Annotated in this window: 17 protein-coding genes, 2 tRNA genes and 1 pseudogene; 14 read left to right on the forward strand and 6 right to left on the reverse strand. The window is 43.7% G+C overall.

Annotated elements, in window-relative coordinates; genetic code table 11:
* Nucleotides 1–146: 146 nt before the first annotated feature.
* Entirely contained in the window at nt 147–1001 is an 855-nt protein-coding gene (locus tag ABH09_RS12330; protein ID WP_253714632.1) for a DUF5018 domain-containing protein, read from the reverse strand.
* A gap of 69 nt (nt 1002–1070) precedes the next feature.
* Nucleotides 1071–1952, reverse strand: a complete 882-nt coding sequence (locus tag ABH09_RS12335; RefSeq protein WP_253714633.1) for a DUF5018 domain-containing protein — start codon at nt 1950–1952, stop codon at nt 1071–1073.
* A gap of 128 nt (nt 1953–2080) precedes the next feature.
* Between ABH09_RS12335 and ABH09_RS12340 the strand changes: the two genes are divergently transcribed.
* From ABH09_RS12340 to ABH09_RS12380, 8 genes and pseudogenes are all read left to right on the forward strand, one after another.
* Nucleotides 2081–2296, forward strand: coding sequence for a hypothetical protein (locus ABH09_RS12340; protein ID WP_253714634.1), 216 nt, complete (start codon nt 2081–2083; stop codon nt 2294–2296).
* 63 nt (nt 2297–2359) lie between these two features.
* Nucleotides 2360–3197, forward strand: a pseudogene (locus ABH09_RS13100) (hypothetical protein).
* A gap of 96 nt (nt 3198–3293) precedes the next feature.
* On the forward strand, nt 3294–3848 hold the full coding sequence (locus ABH09_RS12355; RefSeq protein ID WP_253714636.1) for a MotA/TolQ/ExbB proton channel family protein: 555 nt from the start codon (nt 3294–3296) through the stop codon (nt 3846–3848).
* Nucleotides 3841–4245 (forward strand): ExbD/TolR family protein, encoded by a 405-nt coding sequence (locus ABH09_RS12360; protein WP_253714637.1) that lies wholly within the window; start codon nt 3841–3843, stop codon nt 4243–4245. Before ABH09_RS12355 ends, ABH09_RS12360 begins: the two co-directional genes overlap by 8 nt.
* The gene (locus ABH09_RS12365) at nt 4229–4903 is read left to right on the forward strand and encodes an energy transducer TonB (protein ID WP_253714638.1); all 675 of its coding nucleotides are present in this window, start codon (nt 4229–4231) and stop codon (nt 4901–4903) included. The genes ABH09_RS12360 and ABH09_RS12365 overlap by 17 nt, the downstream gene beginning before the upstream one ends.
* Nucleotides 4904–5082: 179 nt before the next feature.
* Nucleotides 5083–7134: a TonB-dependent receptor plug domain-containing protein gene (locus ABH09_RS12370; protein ID WP_253714639.1), complete on the forward strand. Its 2052-nt coding sequence runs from the start codon at nt 5083–5085 to the stop codon at nt 7132–7134.
* 74 nt (nt 7135–7208) lie between these two features.
* A complete protein-coding gene (locus tag ABH09_RS12375; RefSeq protein ID WP_253714640.1) occupies nt 7209–8219 on the forward strand; it encodes a hypothetical protein in 1011 nt (336 codons plus the stop codon).
* An 18-nt stretch (nt 8220–8237) separates the two neighbouring features.
* Nucleotides 8238–9344 carry a formylglycine-generating enzyme family protein gene (locus ABH09_RS12380; protein ID WP_253714641.1) on the forward strand — a complete coding sequence of 369 codons (1107 nt, stop codon included), beginning with the start codon at nt 8238–8240 and terminating at the stop codon, nt 9342–9344.
* Between the two features lies 1 nt (nt 9345).
* On the opposite strand, the gene ABH09_RS12385 is transcribed toward ABH09_RS12380, so the two are convergent.
* Together ABH09_RS12385 and ABH09_RS12390 are read right to left on the reverse strand one after the other, a co-directional pair.
* Nucleotides 9346–10203: an ABC transporter permease gene (locus ABH09_RS12385; RefSeq protein WP_253714642.1), complete on the reverse strand. Its 858-nt coding sequence runs from the start codon at nt 10201–10203 to the stop codon at nt 9346–9348.
* A gap of 14 nt (nt 10204–10217) precedes the next feature.
* Nucleotides 10218–11339, reverse strand: coding sequence for an ABC transporter ATP-binding protein (locus tag ABH09_RS12390; RefSeq protein ID WP_253714643.1), 1122 nt, complete (start codon nt 11337–11339; stop codon nt 10218–10220).
* Nucleotides 11340–11514: 175 nt separating this feature from the next.
* Between ABH09_RS12390 and ABH09_RS12395 the strand changes: the two genes are divergently transcribed.
* The 4 genes from ABH09_RS12395 to ABH09_RS12410 all read left to right on the forward strand — a co-directional run bounded on the left by ABH09_RS12395 (nt 11515) and on the right by ABH09_RS12410 (nt 14010).
* Nucleotides 11515–12705: a THUMP domain-containing class I SAM-dependent RNA methyltransferase gene (locus ABH09_RS12395; protein WP_253714644.1), complete on the forward strand. Its 1191-nt coding sequence runs from the start codon at nt 11515–11517 to the stop codon at nt 12703–12705.
* Between the two features lie 11 nt (nt 12706–12716).
* On the forward strand, nt 12717–13721 hold the full coding sequence (locus tag ABH09_RS12400; protein ID WP_253714645.1) for a permease: 1005 nt from the start codon (nt 12717–12719) through the stop codon (nt 13719–13721).
* A gap of 78 nt (nt 13722–13799) precedes the next feature.
* Nucleotides 13800–13874: transfer RNA gene (locus ABH09_RS12405), tRNA-Asp, on the forward strand.
* A gap of 64 nt (nt 13875–13938) precedes the next feature.
* Nucleotides 13939–14010 (forward strand) — tRNA-Pro (locus tag ABH09_RS12410).
* A 75-nt stretch (nt 14011–14085) separates the two neighbouring features.
* On the opposite strand, the gene ABH09_RS12415 is transcribed toward ABH09_RS12410, so the two are convergent.
* Complete coding sequence (locus ABH09_RS12415; RefSeq protein ID WP_253714646.1) at nt 14086–14442, reverse strand: helix-turn-helix domain-containing protein; 357 nt, start codon at nt 14440–14442, stop codon at nt 14086–14088.
* Nucleotides 14411–14626, reverse strand: coding sequence for a hypothetical protein (locus tag ABH09_RS12420; RefSeq protein WP_253714647.1), 216 nt, complete (start codon nt 14624–14626; stop codon nt 14411–14413). Before ABH09_RS12420 ends, ABH09_RS12415 begins: the two co-directional genes overlap by 32 nt.
* 169 nt (nt 14627–14795) lie before the next feature.
* On the opposite strand from ABH09_RS12420, the gene ABH09_RS12425 reads away from it, so the two are divergent.
* A complete protein-coding gene (locus tag ABH09_RS12425) occupies nt 14796–15818 on the forward strand; it encodes an omptin family outer membrane protease (protein ID WP_253714648.1) in 1023 nt (340 codons plus the stop codon).
* A complete protein-coding gene (gene rpoN / locus ABH09_RS12430) occupies nt 15782–17314 on the forward strand; it encodes an RNA polymerase factor sigma-54 (protein ID WP_253714649.1) in 1533 nt (510 codons plus the stop codon). Before ABH09_RS12425 ends, rpoN begins: the two co-directional genes overlap by 37 nt.
* Nucleotides 17315–17460: the final 146 nt, after the last annotated feature.

Genomic DNA, 17460 nt, shown 5'->3' on the forward strand with positions numbered 1-17460 from the left:
AAGTGGATTATAAGAGATGCAGTGCGTTTTGTCAATTTTTAGTGTTTTTACATCGCTGCATGGACAGCTTGCTCGCAAAAATACAAAGGGAGCCTCGCAAAATTTGGCAGAATTTTAAGAGACTCCCTTCAAGCAGATGATGAATTTTAAGATTCCTTCGGCGCCTTAAAGCCTTTCCCGTCATCGGGAGCCCAAATATAATCGGCGCCTTTTTCCATATCATTGCTAGGGGCACTCCCCATCGCGTTTACGACTAGTTTACAGGAGACTTTACCGTCCGCACCAAGCTTAAACGTTAGGGTATTTCTTATCTTTTCCCGTTTAAAATCCTCTTTACGATATGTTTTACAAATCCATTCGGTTTCGGAAACTTTTTCCCATTGCATGTTTGTATATACTGCGCTCATCGCCTGAGAATAGCTGATCAACTTTTCTTGGTCGTAAACGACACATATATCATAATAGTTATTATCAAAATGAAGCTTACCAGAATACGAGCCGTAAAATTTCTTTATCGCTTCAGCATCAGCAGGATCTACCGCCGGCGTTTCATATTCAACCTTTATATACACTGTATATATTTGTGACGAACCGTCTTCGGCAACAACTTTATACTCTCTATCTTTAATAAACAAGTCTTCCATTACACCGCTTTGTTGTTCTGCCGTACCTTTATACAGTTTTGCCTTTGGGCTTACCGTAAAACTTGCCTTAAATTTTTTCTTTTCTTTTTCGGGATCTATCTGTTTGTAAGCGGATTCTGGCACCATTATGCTGGCCGTGTGCGATGCTTCATCGATAGTGCCATCAATATCCTTACTCAGCCAATTATTAATATCTTTTTTAAATGAAAACGATATAAGATTCTTCTCTGAGGACTTTGTAGCTTTTTCTACTGATTTGTTGTCAGTCAAATTGCCACAGCCGCTCAACATGATGATTGCACATCCTACGCAAACGGCAATACTAATATTCATATATTTTTTTATACTGTTTTTCATTTTATCATTCCTCCTTCAAAAAAGGCATCCGCCTAAAATATTCCCGATGCGGATGCCTTGATTATTATCTTACTTCATCGTTGGTTCAAACAGCTTAGGAGATTTAGGATCGTTTTTATCATAGGTGTAATAGGTTTTACCACTTTCTTCAAACTTATCGGGCTCTTTACCTTTTACATATGGTCCATACGTCCCATCCATCAGCACAATTGTGTCAAACACCTTTAGTGTACCGTTATTGTCTTTTACAAATGTAAAGATAATCCGTTTGTTCTCATAATCCGTGTCGTCCTCAGCATACGAATAACATACCCACATAGAAGACGAAACTCTGCTCCAGCGGAGGTTTGTAAAGCCCATACTCATAAATTCCATGGTTGTATACACGGCAAGTCTTTCAGCATCGATTGCAGGACACTCACCTTTGTTGCCGTCGTCCGCCCAATAATAGCCGTACAAACTTTTAATTTCCGTTTGCTGCTCCGCCGGTAGGGCTGAAAATTCCTTTTCTTCGGCTTCTTTTACCGTCACTGTATAATTTTGCGTCGTTCCGTCTTCCGCTTTAACGGTATAAGTTACGCCGGTAGTAAAATCGTTTTTGGTCTTGCCGCTTTCCTGTACGGCTTCGCCGACAAGAAGTTGCGCTTTATCACTGATTTTAAAGGATGCGTTGAGTTTTGTTATATCTATACCCCCCGTCGGTACTTTTGCCGGTACTTCTATCAATACGGTTTTGTTTCCCTCATCGATTTTGCCGTAGATATCCCCGCGTAAACCGTCAACTTTTGCTTCTGCGAACATAAATTCAATCAGCTTCTTTTCGGAAGATTTTTGCGGATTGCTAGGGTTGCCCCCATTGAGCTGGTTACAACCCGCAAAACAGACGAGCAGCATACCTATGCAAGCAGCTGCAGCAAAAAATTTTTTTGCACTTTTAGACATAGTTTTCATTTTGAAACTCCTTATGATTTTAGTTAGTTTAAGCTAACTAGTAAAGGAAGTATAACATTTTTGCGGTTTTATGCAAGTTCTTTTTTTGATAAAGAGCAAAAAAATTTTTATTCGTGCGGAGGGCATATATGTTAGTAAATACGCGTGAACGAGGTGCACGGTACGACGGAAGAAAGGTCGGCATTGCTGAAGGCAAATCGTTCGGCCTTGTTGAAGGGGAGGCTCACGGCTCCCGCCAAAAAGCGCTTGAAACGGCAAAGACAATGCTTGCTATGGGCTATCCGCTTGGCGATATTTGCAAAATTGTCGGACTCTCGCAAGAAGAAGTAAAAGCAATTAACTAAGAATTGCGCCATTTTTCAAACCATTTTCCTCCAAAAGTCGCATAAGGACTGTAGGAGGTGTGAATGACTAGAAAACCCTTTGAAGAACTTACCTTTGCTGATGACTTTATGTTTTGTAAAGTCATGGAACACGAATCGCTGTGCCGGCCATTTCTTGAAATGCTCTTTAGTGCACAGATCGATAAAATCACGTATCTTTCGTCTCAGAATACGGTTACGACCAATTCAGGCGCAAAAACCGTCCGTCTTGATGTACTGGTAAAAGATGAAGACGGTACATCCTACGACATTGAAATGTGTTTTTCGATAGACGTCCGTGTCTATCGGAAAACACGAGTTTTGCCATTCGGCAAAACATCGCTGCTGCTAGAACCAGCGGCATCCATGCCGCTGCTGAACCAGACTTTTCGAAAAAAGCCTTTCCGTTAGCCTTTTGCAAATAGGCGGAGTAGATGCTAGGAGCGTACAAAAAACACCCGCAGGCGTACTTGCTGTACGCCGAGGACTGTTTTTTGTTAAGCGACAACGCAGATACCCGCATATTTGCAAAAGATACGAAAAAGATTATATTGAGAATGCAAAGGCATTTAAAAGAACAGACAATCAAGAGTTACAAGGTTTTTTACAGTATGTGAAAACAGGTAAAGCAACAACCGATTACACAAGGAGGATCGAGCAGATGATACAGACGGTAAAACACAACGAATTAGCACGGAAAGAATACCACATATTACCCATAGCCCTGATGGATGCCTTTGATGAAGGTAAAAACCTCGGTCTCACCGAAGGCTCCCGTCAAGCAAAGCTTGAAACAGCAAAAACGATGCTTGCTATGGGCTATCCGCTTGGTGATATTTGCAAAATTGTCGGACTCTCGCAAGAAGAAGTAAAAGCTTTATAAATTGGGGTGCCTCCTTTCCGTACGAACGCTTCTTGTGTCGGGGGTATTGATTTATGCTGGGATTTTTTGTAAAAAATCGGCAGGTATAATAAATATATGAAATTGATTGAATTTATTAATTTAGGCGGGCCTCTCAACTGGGTACTTGCTGCTATCTTGTGCTTTTGTTTTTGCCAATGCCTTGAACGCAGCATATATTTTTTTCAAACGCGCAAGGGTTCTAAAAACGATGTGCTTAAACGATTGCAAGCAAAAGCAGCAACACTTTCCGAGCTTCCGAAAACGCAGCAACAAAAAGAACTTATCAAAGAAAGCACGCTTCTCTATTATGAAATGAACCGAGGACTTTGGCTGCTCAATGTTATCAGTGCGGTGTCGCCGTCGATAGGCTTGTTGGGTACTGTTACCGGACTTATCGGTTCGTTCTCAAAGATGGCGGAGGTAGGCGCCGCAGTAAATATTCAAGATTTATCGGGCGGTATTTGGGAAGCAATGCTTACGACTGCATTCGGGATGATCATTTCGATTCCCGCGCTGTTGTGTTACCGTATGTTTAAACGTATTATCGAAAAGCGTATGATGCTCATTGAGCTGTATGGTGAAGAGTACGAAGAAGCAGCGCCGCAAAACAGGGAGCGCAGTGATGCATAAACTCGATTTTTTATCCAGCCGCGAGGAAGAACTGGTTGTAAACATCACATCACTTATCGACGTCATTTTTATTTTGCTCATTTTTTTTATGGTGTCTACTCAATTTAAAAGAAGCTCCTTGCCGCTCGATTTACCGCAGAGTGAAGACACAATGCAAGAACAGAACACTACAAAAGTCCTCGCTGTTACTGCAAATGCAATAGAATTGGACGGGAGTACTATTACACTTGAAACCCTGCAAGCCACACTTGCCGCCCTTTATGAACAGAATCCCGAACTTGCACTCTCGCTGGAATGCGAGCGAACCGTCGATTTTGAACGCATTGTGCAGATACTGACAAAAATACAGGCGGCAGGAATCAGCCGCATTGGAATTGTGCATGACCCGCTGGATTAGCTCCGCGCTGTGTACGATGACGCTTGTTGGCGTATTGTTTTGTTTACCTGTGTGGAACATTCGAAGCGCTGCAGCGCCATCGAATGTTTCCAATACGGCGATGTCGGAAGTGCATATCGTCAAACGACTTTCAAAGAAAGCGCCGCCTGTCGTACAAAAAACCGTACAGCCTAAAAAAGTGCCGACAATTCCGGCATCGTCCGCCGAACCGGTTCCCGTACCGGAGCCGGCTGAGGTTCCGAACGAACCAGCTGAAATACCTACCGAAGAAACGCCCGATGATACTTCGGCGTCCGATATCGGCGAAAGTGAATCAAACAATACCGCTGCTGTTACAGGCGCTGAAGATTCATTTTCCCATACGCAGGATGCGAAAGCGGTTGCAACATATAAATCTTATGCGCTTGGTCGCATCGCTTCAAAAAAAACGTATCCGTATACCGCACGTTCAAACGGTTTTGAAGGAAGAGTACGCGTACGCATTGTCATCAATCCTGACGGTACACTTGCCCAAACAGATATCCTTGAACCGTCCGAATACGAAATTTTAAACAAAGCATGTCTTACCGCCATCAAAAAAGCATCGCCTTTTAAAAAAATGGAAAGCGGTATGAGTGCGATGACCCTTTCTTTTGTCATGGATTTTTCTTTAAACTAAATGCAGGGGGGAGGCTAAACAAGCATGTTGCTCTGCGCGCGTTTTATCTTTTGACCGATTTAATTACACATTATCTATTACCAATTGTAAATGTAAAATGAGAATCACCCCTATTGCATAAAAATAAAATTTCATTTAAACTATAAGTTAGTCAATGTTAACTAAAAATGGGTAGAAATTTGAAAAGATGTATTATTTTCTGCATTGTATGTTTTTCCCTATCTCTTTTGTTTGCACAGGAAACGGAAGACGATGTCATTACGGTGAGTGCAGATAAGATTGAACAACAAATCGACGAGTCTGTCGAACAAAAGCGTACAATTACAAATGAAGACATACGGAAATCCGGCGCCAAGACGGTGGGTGATGCTTTAAAAACGTTGCCTGATGTTACGGTAAGCGCCGCTACGGCGGGCAATGCCAATGAGTCCGTAACCATGCAGGGACTGGGTAGCGGGTATGTAAAAATCATGATAGACGGAGTAAGCATTTCAACCGATATATCCGGCGCGACGCCGATTTTTCAGATTCCCGTTGAAAACATAGAACGCATCGAAGTTATCAAGGGTGCGGATTCTGTTTTATACGGAAGCGAGGCAATGGGCGGGGTTATCAATATCATAACAAAGCGCGAAGAGCCTGATTCCGGAGAAAATAATTCTGAAGAAGAAAATGCGAAAAAACAAAAGAAACCGAAAGTTAAAATCGCCGGCAGCGTTACCGAAGAAATCGGTTTTATGCCGCTAATATTAGGATGGAAAAACTATACAGCAGGTAATCTTTCTATTACAAGCAAACATATTTCAAATATATTGATCGGAAGTTTCGATTATAATCCCGGTAAACAACGGCCTGTACACGATGCGCTTGCCGGAAAAATCACGTATTACGAAAACCCTAAAAAATTACAAGGTTTTGTCCGTAATACATTTACATGGAAAGACACGTGGGGTTCCGTCGGTGTATACGGATTGTACACAGGTTCGAAGCAGGTAAGCAATTTCACAAAAACAGGGTTTGACAAAGGCTCCGAGCTGACCTATGCATCTCAACGTGGAGAGTTAGGCATTACGGGAAAATACATTAACAGTGAAAAGTTTTATCTTGACAGCTTTATTGTCGGAAAATTATACGTTTTGGATACCATCTATAATGTCAAAGCGGGTGTTCATTCATCTTCAAAAAGGACACACTCCAATGCCCTTGATGCCGAGTTTGATATACGTGCGCACTGGTTACCGAATTCTATCAACGATTTGACCTTCGGTGTAAATGCAGCACTTACATCGATGAGCGGAACAGCCTTTGCAAAACGGAAGTATGCATTGGAAACAGCCTTGTTTGTACAGGATGTGATTTCGCTTTTTGACGGAAAACTGACGCTTGTCCCCGGCGCCCGTTTTACCGTTGCTCCGGGTATTCAGGGAAGCAGCACTATCTATATGGGAACGCCGAAATTCAGTGTGAAATACAATCCGGTCGAAACCACCGCACTGAGGTTCAGCTACGGAATGGGGTATAAAATTCCGTCTTTAAAAGAAAAATACTGGATTTTCCGGCATAACTATGCGCCCGGCTTAGGAAATTTTATTCTTTACGGGAATCCGAAACTTGTTCCCGAAAAATCCCACAGCTTTAATATCGGACTTGAGCAGAATGTAAAAAATCTTTTTACCTTTTCCATCGGTGGGTACTTCAACTTCATCCTCGATTTGATTGACAGTGTCGTTATCGACCGCTTATCTTCACCGCAAATCCGTGAGTATCGAAATGTAGATAAAGCGATGACATACGGCGGTGATTTTTCGGCAGGGACGGAATTGGACAGATTTAAAATAAAAATCGGATATGCCTATACGGGGGCAAAGTTCTTTGATGCACCTACTGCCCGCTGGGAAGACCTTGCCCTGCGCGTTAATCATCGGGTAACTGCGTATACGTCATACCGTATTCCCGTTATCGAAACGGAAATCAGTCTCAGTATGCAATGGAATTCACCGCAGCTTTTGACGGCAAAAAGTGCGTACTATACACCGGACTACCTTATGGTCGGCTTGGATATTTCAAAGAAATTTTTAGATGGAAAACTGGAAATTTATACCGCTTTGGACAATATGCTTAACAATATCCACTTTATAAAGGGAACCAACAAAGAGACGCAAAAACAATATTACGGCCTAACCGATGGTATTGTCTTGCGTGTCGGAGGGAAATATACGTTCAGAAACTAAAACAGGGACATCTAAAAACTTCAATTTTTAGGGTTCTCTCTTAGATGCTTTGTATAAAAATTTAAGGAGGTTTTATGAAAAACATGCAGTGTTTTTTTCGATGGAAGGTATCCGCGGCCGTATTGGCAACGCTAACCTTTTTTTTACTTGTTTCCTGCAAGCAAGGCGCTCAAAGCGCTCCGGAGCTTAAAGATTATGATATTTCCGAAATTTACGGTTATACATTCTATGGAAATATCACTGCTTCAAGCGGCAATACTTTAAAGCCGTCTCTTATCCTGTACAATGATAACAGGAGCGCTTGGAACATGAGCGTAAACGGGAAAAATGTCAATCAATTCTACTATTTTGCCGAGAAAAAGTCGACAGCAAATTACACGCTCTATTGGTTCGGCGCCTTAAATTACGATGCAATGATGGCAAGAGACAAATCAAAAGCCTCCATGACCGTCCTACTCGGTATAGATTCACTGAATCGAATAACTATTTTGCTTACCGATGACGGGCTTACCAATATTAAAGAGATGGCGAATAACCGCGTACCTATGCAAAAGCAGACTAATATTCGTCGCAAAACCACTCCTCCGCCGATAAACTTTGATTCAAGTATTCAGGATATAACGATTGATGTACCTCCCGCTGCACCGGAAGCGGACTGGGAAGGAGTTGCTTCATATGCCGGAACATTCGACTATTTGGTCGGAGAAGAAGGAGAATGGGGACGGGGGCACGGAACATGCGGAAAAGATGCCGCGGGTAATGAAATTACTCCGAAAATCGGTATCGAGAAAAATGCAGCCGGTTCGCATAGGGTAAAGGTTAAGATGCACCGTTTTGTTTCTCAACCATCGATGGGTATTAACCCATTTGATATTCCCGGCGTTAAAGTGTTCAAAGAAGGTGCTGTATATTATTTGAAGTACGGGCCGGATTCTGTTGAGGCGATTAAAGAGACAGGAGACCCTATTACATTAAACAATGTAACAGTTCACGGAAAACTTGAAAACGGTAAACTGATACTCCGTGTTTCATTTATGCCGGGTGCTATGGAGATTCCTATTACCGAAATATTTAAAAGTAAATAAGGAGGCTTGCGGAGTACTATGAAACACAACAAACATTATTTAAAGCATTTATGTATTATAGGGTTGCCGGTGCTATTCAGCATGCTGGCGATATTCGGAGTTTTAACCTCCTGTAAAAACGGTATGACGGAACGAGTACCCGTGAGCAATATAAGCTTTGACGGCAAAACATTCGCAAAGACCTCTTTTATAGAAATCGTCCCAAAAGGCACAAAAGCAGAAATCTTCATGGACGATGATTCAAGCTGGAAGACATATTGCAACGGTGGTGAAGACACTTACATACCCGGACTATATCTTTTGAGAGGAGTATTCCTCAAAGGTAGAAAGGTCAAACTCAGTCCGTTTGCACTTTCGCAGTATGAAGTAACACAAGAATTGTACGAAGCGATTATGGGGCATAATCCGAGCAACTTTAAAACCGGCGATAACCAAAAATTGCGCCCTGTAGAAACAGTCAACTGGTACGATGCAATTGTGTTTTGCAATAAACTAAGCTTAAAACTGGGACTTAAACCGTATTACCGCATTGAAAATAAAAATATTGGTTGGGAAACGATTCAATATGATGAAATTCCCGATGTAGATACAACAAAAGAAAAACGCGCGGAATGGGATAAAGTTATTTTTGATAAAACTAGTAACGGTTTCCGGCTTCCGACGGAAGCTGAGTGGGAATTTGCGGCGCGCGGCGGTAATGTAAAAATCGATGCATGGAAGTACGCATTTGCAGGAACGCAATGTACGCCGCTTGATCCATCGGACTTTCATACTAGAAAAACCGATATAAATCTCGACCAATACGGGTGGTATCTCGGCAACAGCGGGCAAAAGACCCATGCCGTCGGTATAAAAAAGCCGAATCGTCTCAGACTTTATGATATGTCGGGGAATGTTTCTGAATGGTGCTATGATTGGGCAGCCGCTTTAAACATAACCGAAACAATAGAAGAAGATCCGCACGGAGAGCCGCGTCCTACTACAGTTGAAGAACCTGCACGGGTTGACCGCGGAGGTGCCTTCCGCAACGAAGCATACAACTGCACGGTTTCCCGCAACGATTGGTACTACCCGTACCGCCGCGCCAATTATCTTGGCATCCGGCTCGCACGTAGTTTAAACTGAACTATTTTGCGGCTTGCTTTTCTTGCTTAAAGCTGGCGTACATCATCCAGAGGACACCGGCAGCGCTAACGACGGTAATAAGCACCGAAAAGGCTGAGGCGAGCGGCCAATTGCGGATCTTTGTTACTTGATCGACAATCAGATTACCGATCATATAAGAATCCTTACCGCCGACAAGGAGCGGTACGGTATAAGAGCCGAATACCGGAATAAAGGTAAAGATAACGGCGGTTAGGATTCCGGCACGGATATTCGGCAGCATGACCTTAAAGATAGCCTCTGTTTTAGTAGCGCCGAGATCGCGTGCCGCTTCCAACAGCGAAAAGTCAAACTTGTCGATTGCCGAAAAAATCGGAAAAATCGCATACGGGATAAACATGTATACCAGCACGAGTATCACCGCCTGCCGGTTATATAAAAACGGAATGCTTTCCGTAATGAGGTGCAGTTTTTTTAAAAGCCCATTGAGGAAGCCTTGAGTACCGAGTATCGAAATCCATGCATTAATTCTAATCAATGAGTTTGTCCAAAAAGGAATGATAATCAAAAACAAAAAGAACAGCTGATGCTTACTCCGTGCAATTGCATATCCGGCGGGAAGCGCCAGTAGGATGCAAATCAGCGTTACCGCAATACTGACACAGAGCGTCCGCACAAATAATAGCCCGTAGCTTGCGGTAAAAAGCTGTATATATGCGCTGAACGTGAAATGCCGTACAACTCCGCCGTATAATCCTTTTTGAAGAAAACTATACACGCCGATGATGAGAAGTGGCAGCACAAAAAAGACGGTAAACCATGCTGCCATCGGAAAGGTATACAAAAAGGCGTACCGCCGCCGAGAATGATCTTGTACCATAGTCTTATATACCTTTATGTTAAATCTTCGACGATGTAGCCGTCATTGGCCGCCCACGAAACATATACCGTATCCTTCCACTCGATTTCCGGCCCGTCTTCAAGATAATTTTGATGCTGCTTAAAAACTTGTACCACCGTACCGCATTCCAACTTTACAAAAAACTTAGACTGAAAACCGGAATACACCGGTTCTTCAACTTCCCCGCGGAAAACATTCAATTCCTTTGTCAAAGAAGACGGCTTTTCCAACGAGATGCGGATTTTTTCCGGCCGCACGGTAAAGCATACCGGCTGCCCCACTTCGGTTTTATCGTAGTCGGTAATTTTAACCGAAGTTCCCAGCGCCGGTGTGTCAAGCGTAACCATAAAGCCGTCCGTATGCGGCTCGCACGCAACCACGGTTGCATCAAAGAGGTTTGTTTCGCCGATAAATTTTGCGACAAAAGCTGTAGCCGGCTGTTCGTAGATTTCATACGGACTACCGATTTGCAGCACCTTCCCTTGATTCATCACTGCAATACGGTCGGAAACGGACAGCGCTTCGCTTTGATCATGCGTTACAAAAATAAAGGTAATGCCGATTTGGTCGTGCAGTTTATCAAGCTCAATTAAAAGATTTGCCCGTAACTTTGCGTCCAATGCGGAAAGCGGTTCATCCAAGAGCAGCACCCGCGGTTCATTAATCAGCGCACGGGCAATGGCAACCCGCTGCTTCTGCCCACCGGAAAGTTGGGATGGCTTTTTGTAGATATGCGCATCAAGCTGCACCAAATGCAGATATTCTTTAACCTGCCGATCAATTTCTTCCTGCGGGCGTTTGCGAATCCTAAGCGGAAAGGCAACGTTTTCATACACTGACAGGTGCGGAAAGAGCGCATAGGTTTGAAAAACGGTATTCGATTGCCGTTTGTGAGCTTCTATGCCGACAATATTTAGCCCATCAAAGGTTATAATCCCCGAATCCGGCTGTTCAAATCCGGCAATAATGCGCAGCAGCGTTGTTTTTCCGCAGCCGGAAGGCCCCAACAGCGAAAAAAACTCCCCGCGCTTAATGTGGATAACCGCATTATCCACTGCATGAAAATCACCAAATGTTTTTGACACATTTTCGATTGAAATTTCGCACCCTTTCACTGACGCATCGCGCCCCCTTCAGCTTGTTATAGGGCACCTCTAAAAAACGTTTAGCCGATAAGCGAACTTTTAGAGATGACCTACTATATTTGAAACATTTAGCGGTTTATGTCAATATATAAATTTGTTCGTTCCTCCAATTGTATAAAGCAAAAAAAATCGATATAGTCCTTTCATGCTTGAATTTTTAGCGCTTTGCGCAGTCGGCGCCGAGCCGATCCTTTCAAATGAATTAAAACTGTTAGACTTTAAACCGGTTAACCGATTGCCGGGACGTGTTTTTTTTACCCCTACGCTGAAGGAGCCGGAAGTTGTAAGCATCATGCGTGCAAACTTTTATCTCCGCACTGCGGACAGGCTCTATCTCGTCCTGAAAGAATTTGCCGCTGATAACTTCGATACGTTGTATGACGCCGTTGCCGCGGTGGATTGGCAGCGGTTTTTTTCCAAAGATTCCAAGATAACGGTAGACAAGGTGAGAACCTTTAAGAGCAAACTCGCCTCCGAACATGCAGTGCAGCGGGCTGTCCATAAGGCAGTATGCACCGCACTCTGTTCCGCATGGAAGATGGATGTATTACCGGAAACGGGGAGAGAGTACAGTATACGCATATATATAGAACATAACCGCGTGTATCTGCTGCTTGACCTTTCGGGAGAACCGCTGCACCGGCGGGGATACCGCTTAAGCGGAGGCGCGGCGCCGATGAGGGAAACGCTGGCGGCTGTTCTGTTGCAGTGTATGCAATGGAAACGGAAGCTGCCGCTGCACGACGCTTTTTGCGGGTCGGGTACCATCCCGATTGAAGCGGTGTGGTATGCCTATAATATTCCGCCCGGAATCGGCCGCAACTTTGCCTTTGAAACCTTTGCCTGTTATTCATCTAAAAAAAACCGGCAGCTTATTGAAGAAGAACGCCGGTGCGGCGCACTCAATATCCGCACGGATTGCTTGGTACGGGTGAGCGGTTCCGACAACGATCCGGAGGCGGTGCGGCTTGCGCAAACCAATGCGGAGCGCGCCTGTATGCTTGCAGGTAAAGCGCTGCAGCGGATTGGAAAAGATAACCGTATCCCGCGCCCCGAATTTATCCAAGCTGATTTTAGCGAACTTGCCGCGCCGTATCCCGAAGGAGTGCTTCTTTCCAATCCGCCTTACGGAGACCGCCTCGGGGATGAACAGGAAGCAACCGCGCTCTACGAAAAAATGACGTCCATTCCGCACGAGTTTCAAAACTGGCGCTTAGGTTTTATTACCGATAAACCGGCTTTCGCGGACATATTCCTGCGTGCAGGCATTACGCTCAAAAAGCGGCCGTTAAAGAGCGGCAACCTCGACACCTGCCTGTATTATTACGGGTTGTAGAAAGGTTTTATATGCAGGCATTTTTTTCTACCATACATACCGTTTTTACCGGCATCGTGTTGCAAGCGGTGCCGTTCATGCTGCTGGGAGCGCTTTTGTCCTCGACGCTATACGCTTTTGTTCCTGACCGGCTGCTGATCAAGCTTTTTCCTAAAAAATACGGGATCGGCTTTTTAACGGCGCTCTTTGCCGGAGCCTTGTTCCCCGTTTGCGAATGTGCTGCCGTTCCGCTGATGCGCAGCCTCATTAAAAAAGGCGTCGCGATGCCTATCGCGGTTACTTTTATGCTTGCGTCCCCCATCGTCAACCCTATTTCGATTGTCTCGACGCTGTACGCTTTCCCGCAACAGCCGTCGGTAGCGTTCTACCGGCTATGCTTCGGCCTGCTGATTGCATGTGCGATTGGGCTTTTACTGCTGTTTTATCCCGAAGAAAAATATTTAAAAGAAGATTTTGATAGAGAACCGTCCATGCAGCCGCATACCTTTGGCGGCGTGGATACCGCGTTTCGCCTTGCAACAGGCAGAACAAGTGTACAGAACAGCCGCAGCGAACCTCAATCGGACAATTTCGGTGCCACCGCTGCAGAAAGCAAAGTGCAATGGCTGCAAGCAAAGGTATACGCCCTATTGATGCACACCTGTTCGGAATTTTTTACCACAGGCCCTTTTTTAATCCTCGGTGCATTTATCACCGCCCTGATACGCGCGGCTGTGCCTCAGGAATTGTTCAGCATAACAAGCGGCAGTGCGGCAGGTTCACTCCTCGTGATGATGCTTTTCGCTTTTGTATTTTCCGCTTGTTCCACCTCCGATGCCTTTATCGCCCGCAGTTTTTTAAACAGATTTCCCTCCGGTTCAATTCTCGGTTTTTTAGTATACGGCCCGATGATGGATATAAAAAATTTGTTTATGCTGTTATCTTTGTTTAAAAAGCGGTTTGTGATAGAACTTACCCTTATTATCACGGCAATCAATTTTATCGGGATTTCATTGTTAATGCGATTGGTTTTATGATTAAAGAAGCTTCGGAGAAAATTTCCCAATATTCCCCTTGACTTTTTATTTAAATGGGTATATTATTACCGCCATTACGGGGGCGTAGCGAAGCTGGTTTATCGCGCTGGCCTGTCACGCCGGAGATCGCGGGTTCGAGCCCCGTCGCTCCCGAAGAAGCTCACCGCGCAAGTGGTGAGCTTTTATTTTTATAATCGTTAAGATATAATCACACAAACGGGCAGTAGCGCAGGGGTAGCGCGCTTGGTTCGGGACCAAGAAGTCGGGGGTTCAAATCCCCCCTGCCCGATGTTTTATTCCTTTCTGTATATAGACTTATCAAACTGATAGCTTTACTTGATTTTTAAGAGCTGAAGTCGATGTCTTATAAGAATTTTTTATAGTTTGTGTTAAATACGGTACCCAATTTTTTTGCCATAGCGACACTGATAGGACGGACGCCTCTTTCCATACCGGAAACATTTTGTACCTTGATACAAAGTTTTTCGGCAAGTTCAGCTTGTGTAAGGTTATCCCGGGTTCTTAAAAGTTTTAAGGTCTTTTGGGGAGTCATATTCTTTTGAATGTTTTTAAACCATTCAGTCTCTGTTACTTCTTCGTATTCATCGTCTTCGTCATATTCAACGGAAATATGTTTGTATTGTGTTTTTACAAATGCCAATAAATCGGGCGGAATGTCGCCTTCAATTTTAATAAGGGGCGTTTTCACGTGAACCAGCATAATATACCTCCATTTCAATACCTTTAATTGTTTCTTCCCAACATGCAATCCAATGATAGGATAAGTGGCAATGATATTTGTTTTTGCCTAAAGAACTAAAATTAGGCCAGCCTATTTGTACGGGACCCGATTCTTTTAAATCAAGGATAAGCTGGGCGTATAGTTCTTGTACTTTTTGGGGCATTTTTTCTACTGCTTTTGTTATCCGCTTTTTTTGAATTATCCTGTACACACATAAATGATAATCATTTTTTGATTACATATCAAGCCGCTTTTATAATTTTTTTCGCCTGCCCTAGGATATTGAGTAGATTACAAATTAAGACTATAGTTCCGCTATGCGGCCGTGTCGCTTGTTTTCAATATTTTTTATCATTTTTTTCCTCTTACCACCAATACTTTTAGCCCAAGGCGCAAAGCCTCTCGATACTGCTGACAAGACAAAAAAATTTCCGGTAAGCGGATTTATCGCATTTTCGTTCAACACCATGATTGCCGAAAGCCGCGAGTATGTGTGCCGTTATGATGCCATTCTAAGTGATCTAAAATGGCCGCTTACACCTTCGGCTTCTTATACGATTCACGGCGGCGTATATTTCCCGAAAGGGATTCATCTTGAAGGGAATATTTCATTTATGCAGCCGATGGCTACCGCACCCATGACCGATTCGGACTTTGAGGGGATTCTGACGACTCCTCCGCAGACGGGAATAACCAAATTTTCCAAACATAACTGTACAATTATTAACGGGCTAAGCTGGATGGCAAAACTCGGTTTACAGTTGCCGATGCCGCAATCAGCAGCAATGAGGAGCGCCGGTATTGCAGTGACAGTAGAACCGATGCTCAGTTTTTACTACTCAACAATCAGCTGGCATTCTTACGGCGGCTATCTGCAATATGCAGAAAAAAAGTTTGACGGAACGTATGAACCGTGGAGTCCGGCATTACCTAGGATGCCGCATATAGGATCGGCAATATCATACCGTCAACAAGTAATGATGCCCGCAATAGGAGTCGGTTTTGAAGCAACGCTCCCTCATAAACTAACGCTTTTATCGGATTTTCACCTTACTGCCGATATTACAGCTTTCGCAGAAGATATCCACCATGCTGCTAATATGCGATATATTGACATTCTGGGCGGCGGATGGGCAATGCACGGTAATCTCCGGTTACATTGGAACTGCTTGCCGTTCCTTTTAGTATTCATTAATCTTTTTTATCAGTATTGTATAACAATGGAAGGTAGTAGTATTATTTATAATGACATCACCTCAACTAAGCCAAGCTCCTATACACCGCCCAATTCCGCAGGCACGTCTTTACGCGGTTGTACTTGCTCGATCGGGTGTGCCTTCCGGATAGGCCGGTAACCATGCAGCAGATGGGGCAAACGCTCGGGCAACGGCTTGAGCAGCGGATGAGTCAAAGTCAAATCCAATCGCTGGATATATTGGCAATGCCGACCGTCGAACTTCGAGAAAGAATTGCGGAAGAGCTTGCCGAAAATCCTGCCTTAGAGCTTGTCCACGGAACACAACAAATACCTCCTACATCAACAGATCAGACAAAACTGCTCGAACGTAAAGAACCGTACTACCGCAACGACCGAACATCGTCAGCCTTTTCGACGGAAGCAAGCGACGTATTCCAGACTTTCTTAGAAAATATTCCGGCGCCTCAGCAGCAGAGCTTACAAAGTCACCTTTTGGAACAACTATTTATCCACAAGCTGGATCCGCTCACTCTCTCTTTTGCCGAACGAATTATTGGAAATTTAACGAATGACGGTTTCCATGTCGTTCCGCTAAACAAACTTTTTAAAGAGGAGCTCTCTAAAAATAAAGGCGAAAAAAGCATTGCTTTTACACGGCATAAAATATGTCATGCATTATCGATTATTCGACAGCTTGACCCTATTGGATGCGCAACGCAGGATTTTAAGCAAGCACTTTTAGTTCAAGCAAAGATATTATTCCACAAGAAGACCAAAATCGACCCTGTTTATGCTTATACTATCGATATTTTAGCAAATCATTTCGCTTATCTGGAAAAAGCTCGTCCATATTCACTCGCCCGTGCCGTCAATGAAGATCCGGCAATTCCTTATAAACTAACCCAAGAGAATGCGGAAGATATTTTGTCTCTAATCGCCTCACTTAATCCTTTCCCGGGAAGGGGTCTCACCACAGATATAACACCTGATGAGTATATTGTTCCGACAGCCACCATCGAACGAGATAACCAAGAGTTCAGTATAAAAATAAATGATTTTGAAGTGCCGCTTCTTACCATCTCGCCTGAATTTCAGAACTTAATAAGCCATACGAAAGATACCACCGATAAAACCTATATAAAGGAGCAAATTCAAAAAGCGAAAGCTTTTATCGGAAGTTTAAACCAGCGAGAAAGAACAATTGTCGATGTACTGCGTAAAATTGTTTCGGCTCAAGAAGCTTTCTTCTTAACCGGTGATAAGAGGCAGCTGCTTCCACTGACTCAGCAACAGATAGCAAGAGAACTAGATATCCACGAATCTACTGTATCAAGGGCTGTCGCGGGGAAATATGTACAGTGCCAGTGGGGTACTTTTGAAATTCGATACTTTTTTACCAATTCGGTAGCGGTACAGCCTCAAATTTCTTCGAAATCCAATACTTTCGTATCAACCGGTATCCCCTCAACACGAGAAGGGGTAAAAGATTGTATTAAAGAGATACTGATCGAACAAAGTGCAAAAGGCTCAAAGATTTCAGATCAACAAATTTCCGCCCTATTGCAGGAGAAATATGGGGTTTCCATTGCTCGCCGTACCGTTGCAAAATACAGGAAAGAACTTGACATCGGTTCGTCATATAATAGAGCCTAATGGTTCAATCCAATTCTTGACAATTTTCTGTTTTTTACGCTCTAATGATGTTTACACAATAGAAAGGCTCTACGAAACAACTTTTTTAGAGGTTTCTCTAATTTGCAAAAACATGTTGCAATCTATCTCTTTCAAGCGAGGCTCAT

The sequence above is a fragment of the Treponema sp. OMZ 803 genome (genome assembly GCF_024181165.1).
In the GTDB taxonomy this organism is placed as follows: Bacteria; Spirochaetota; Spirochaetia; order Treponematales; family Treponemataceae; genus Treponema.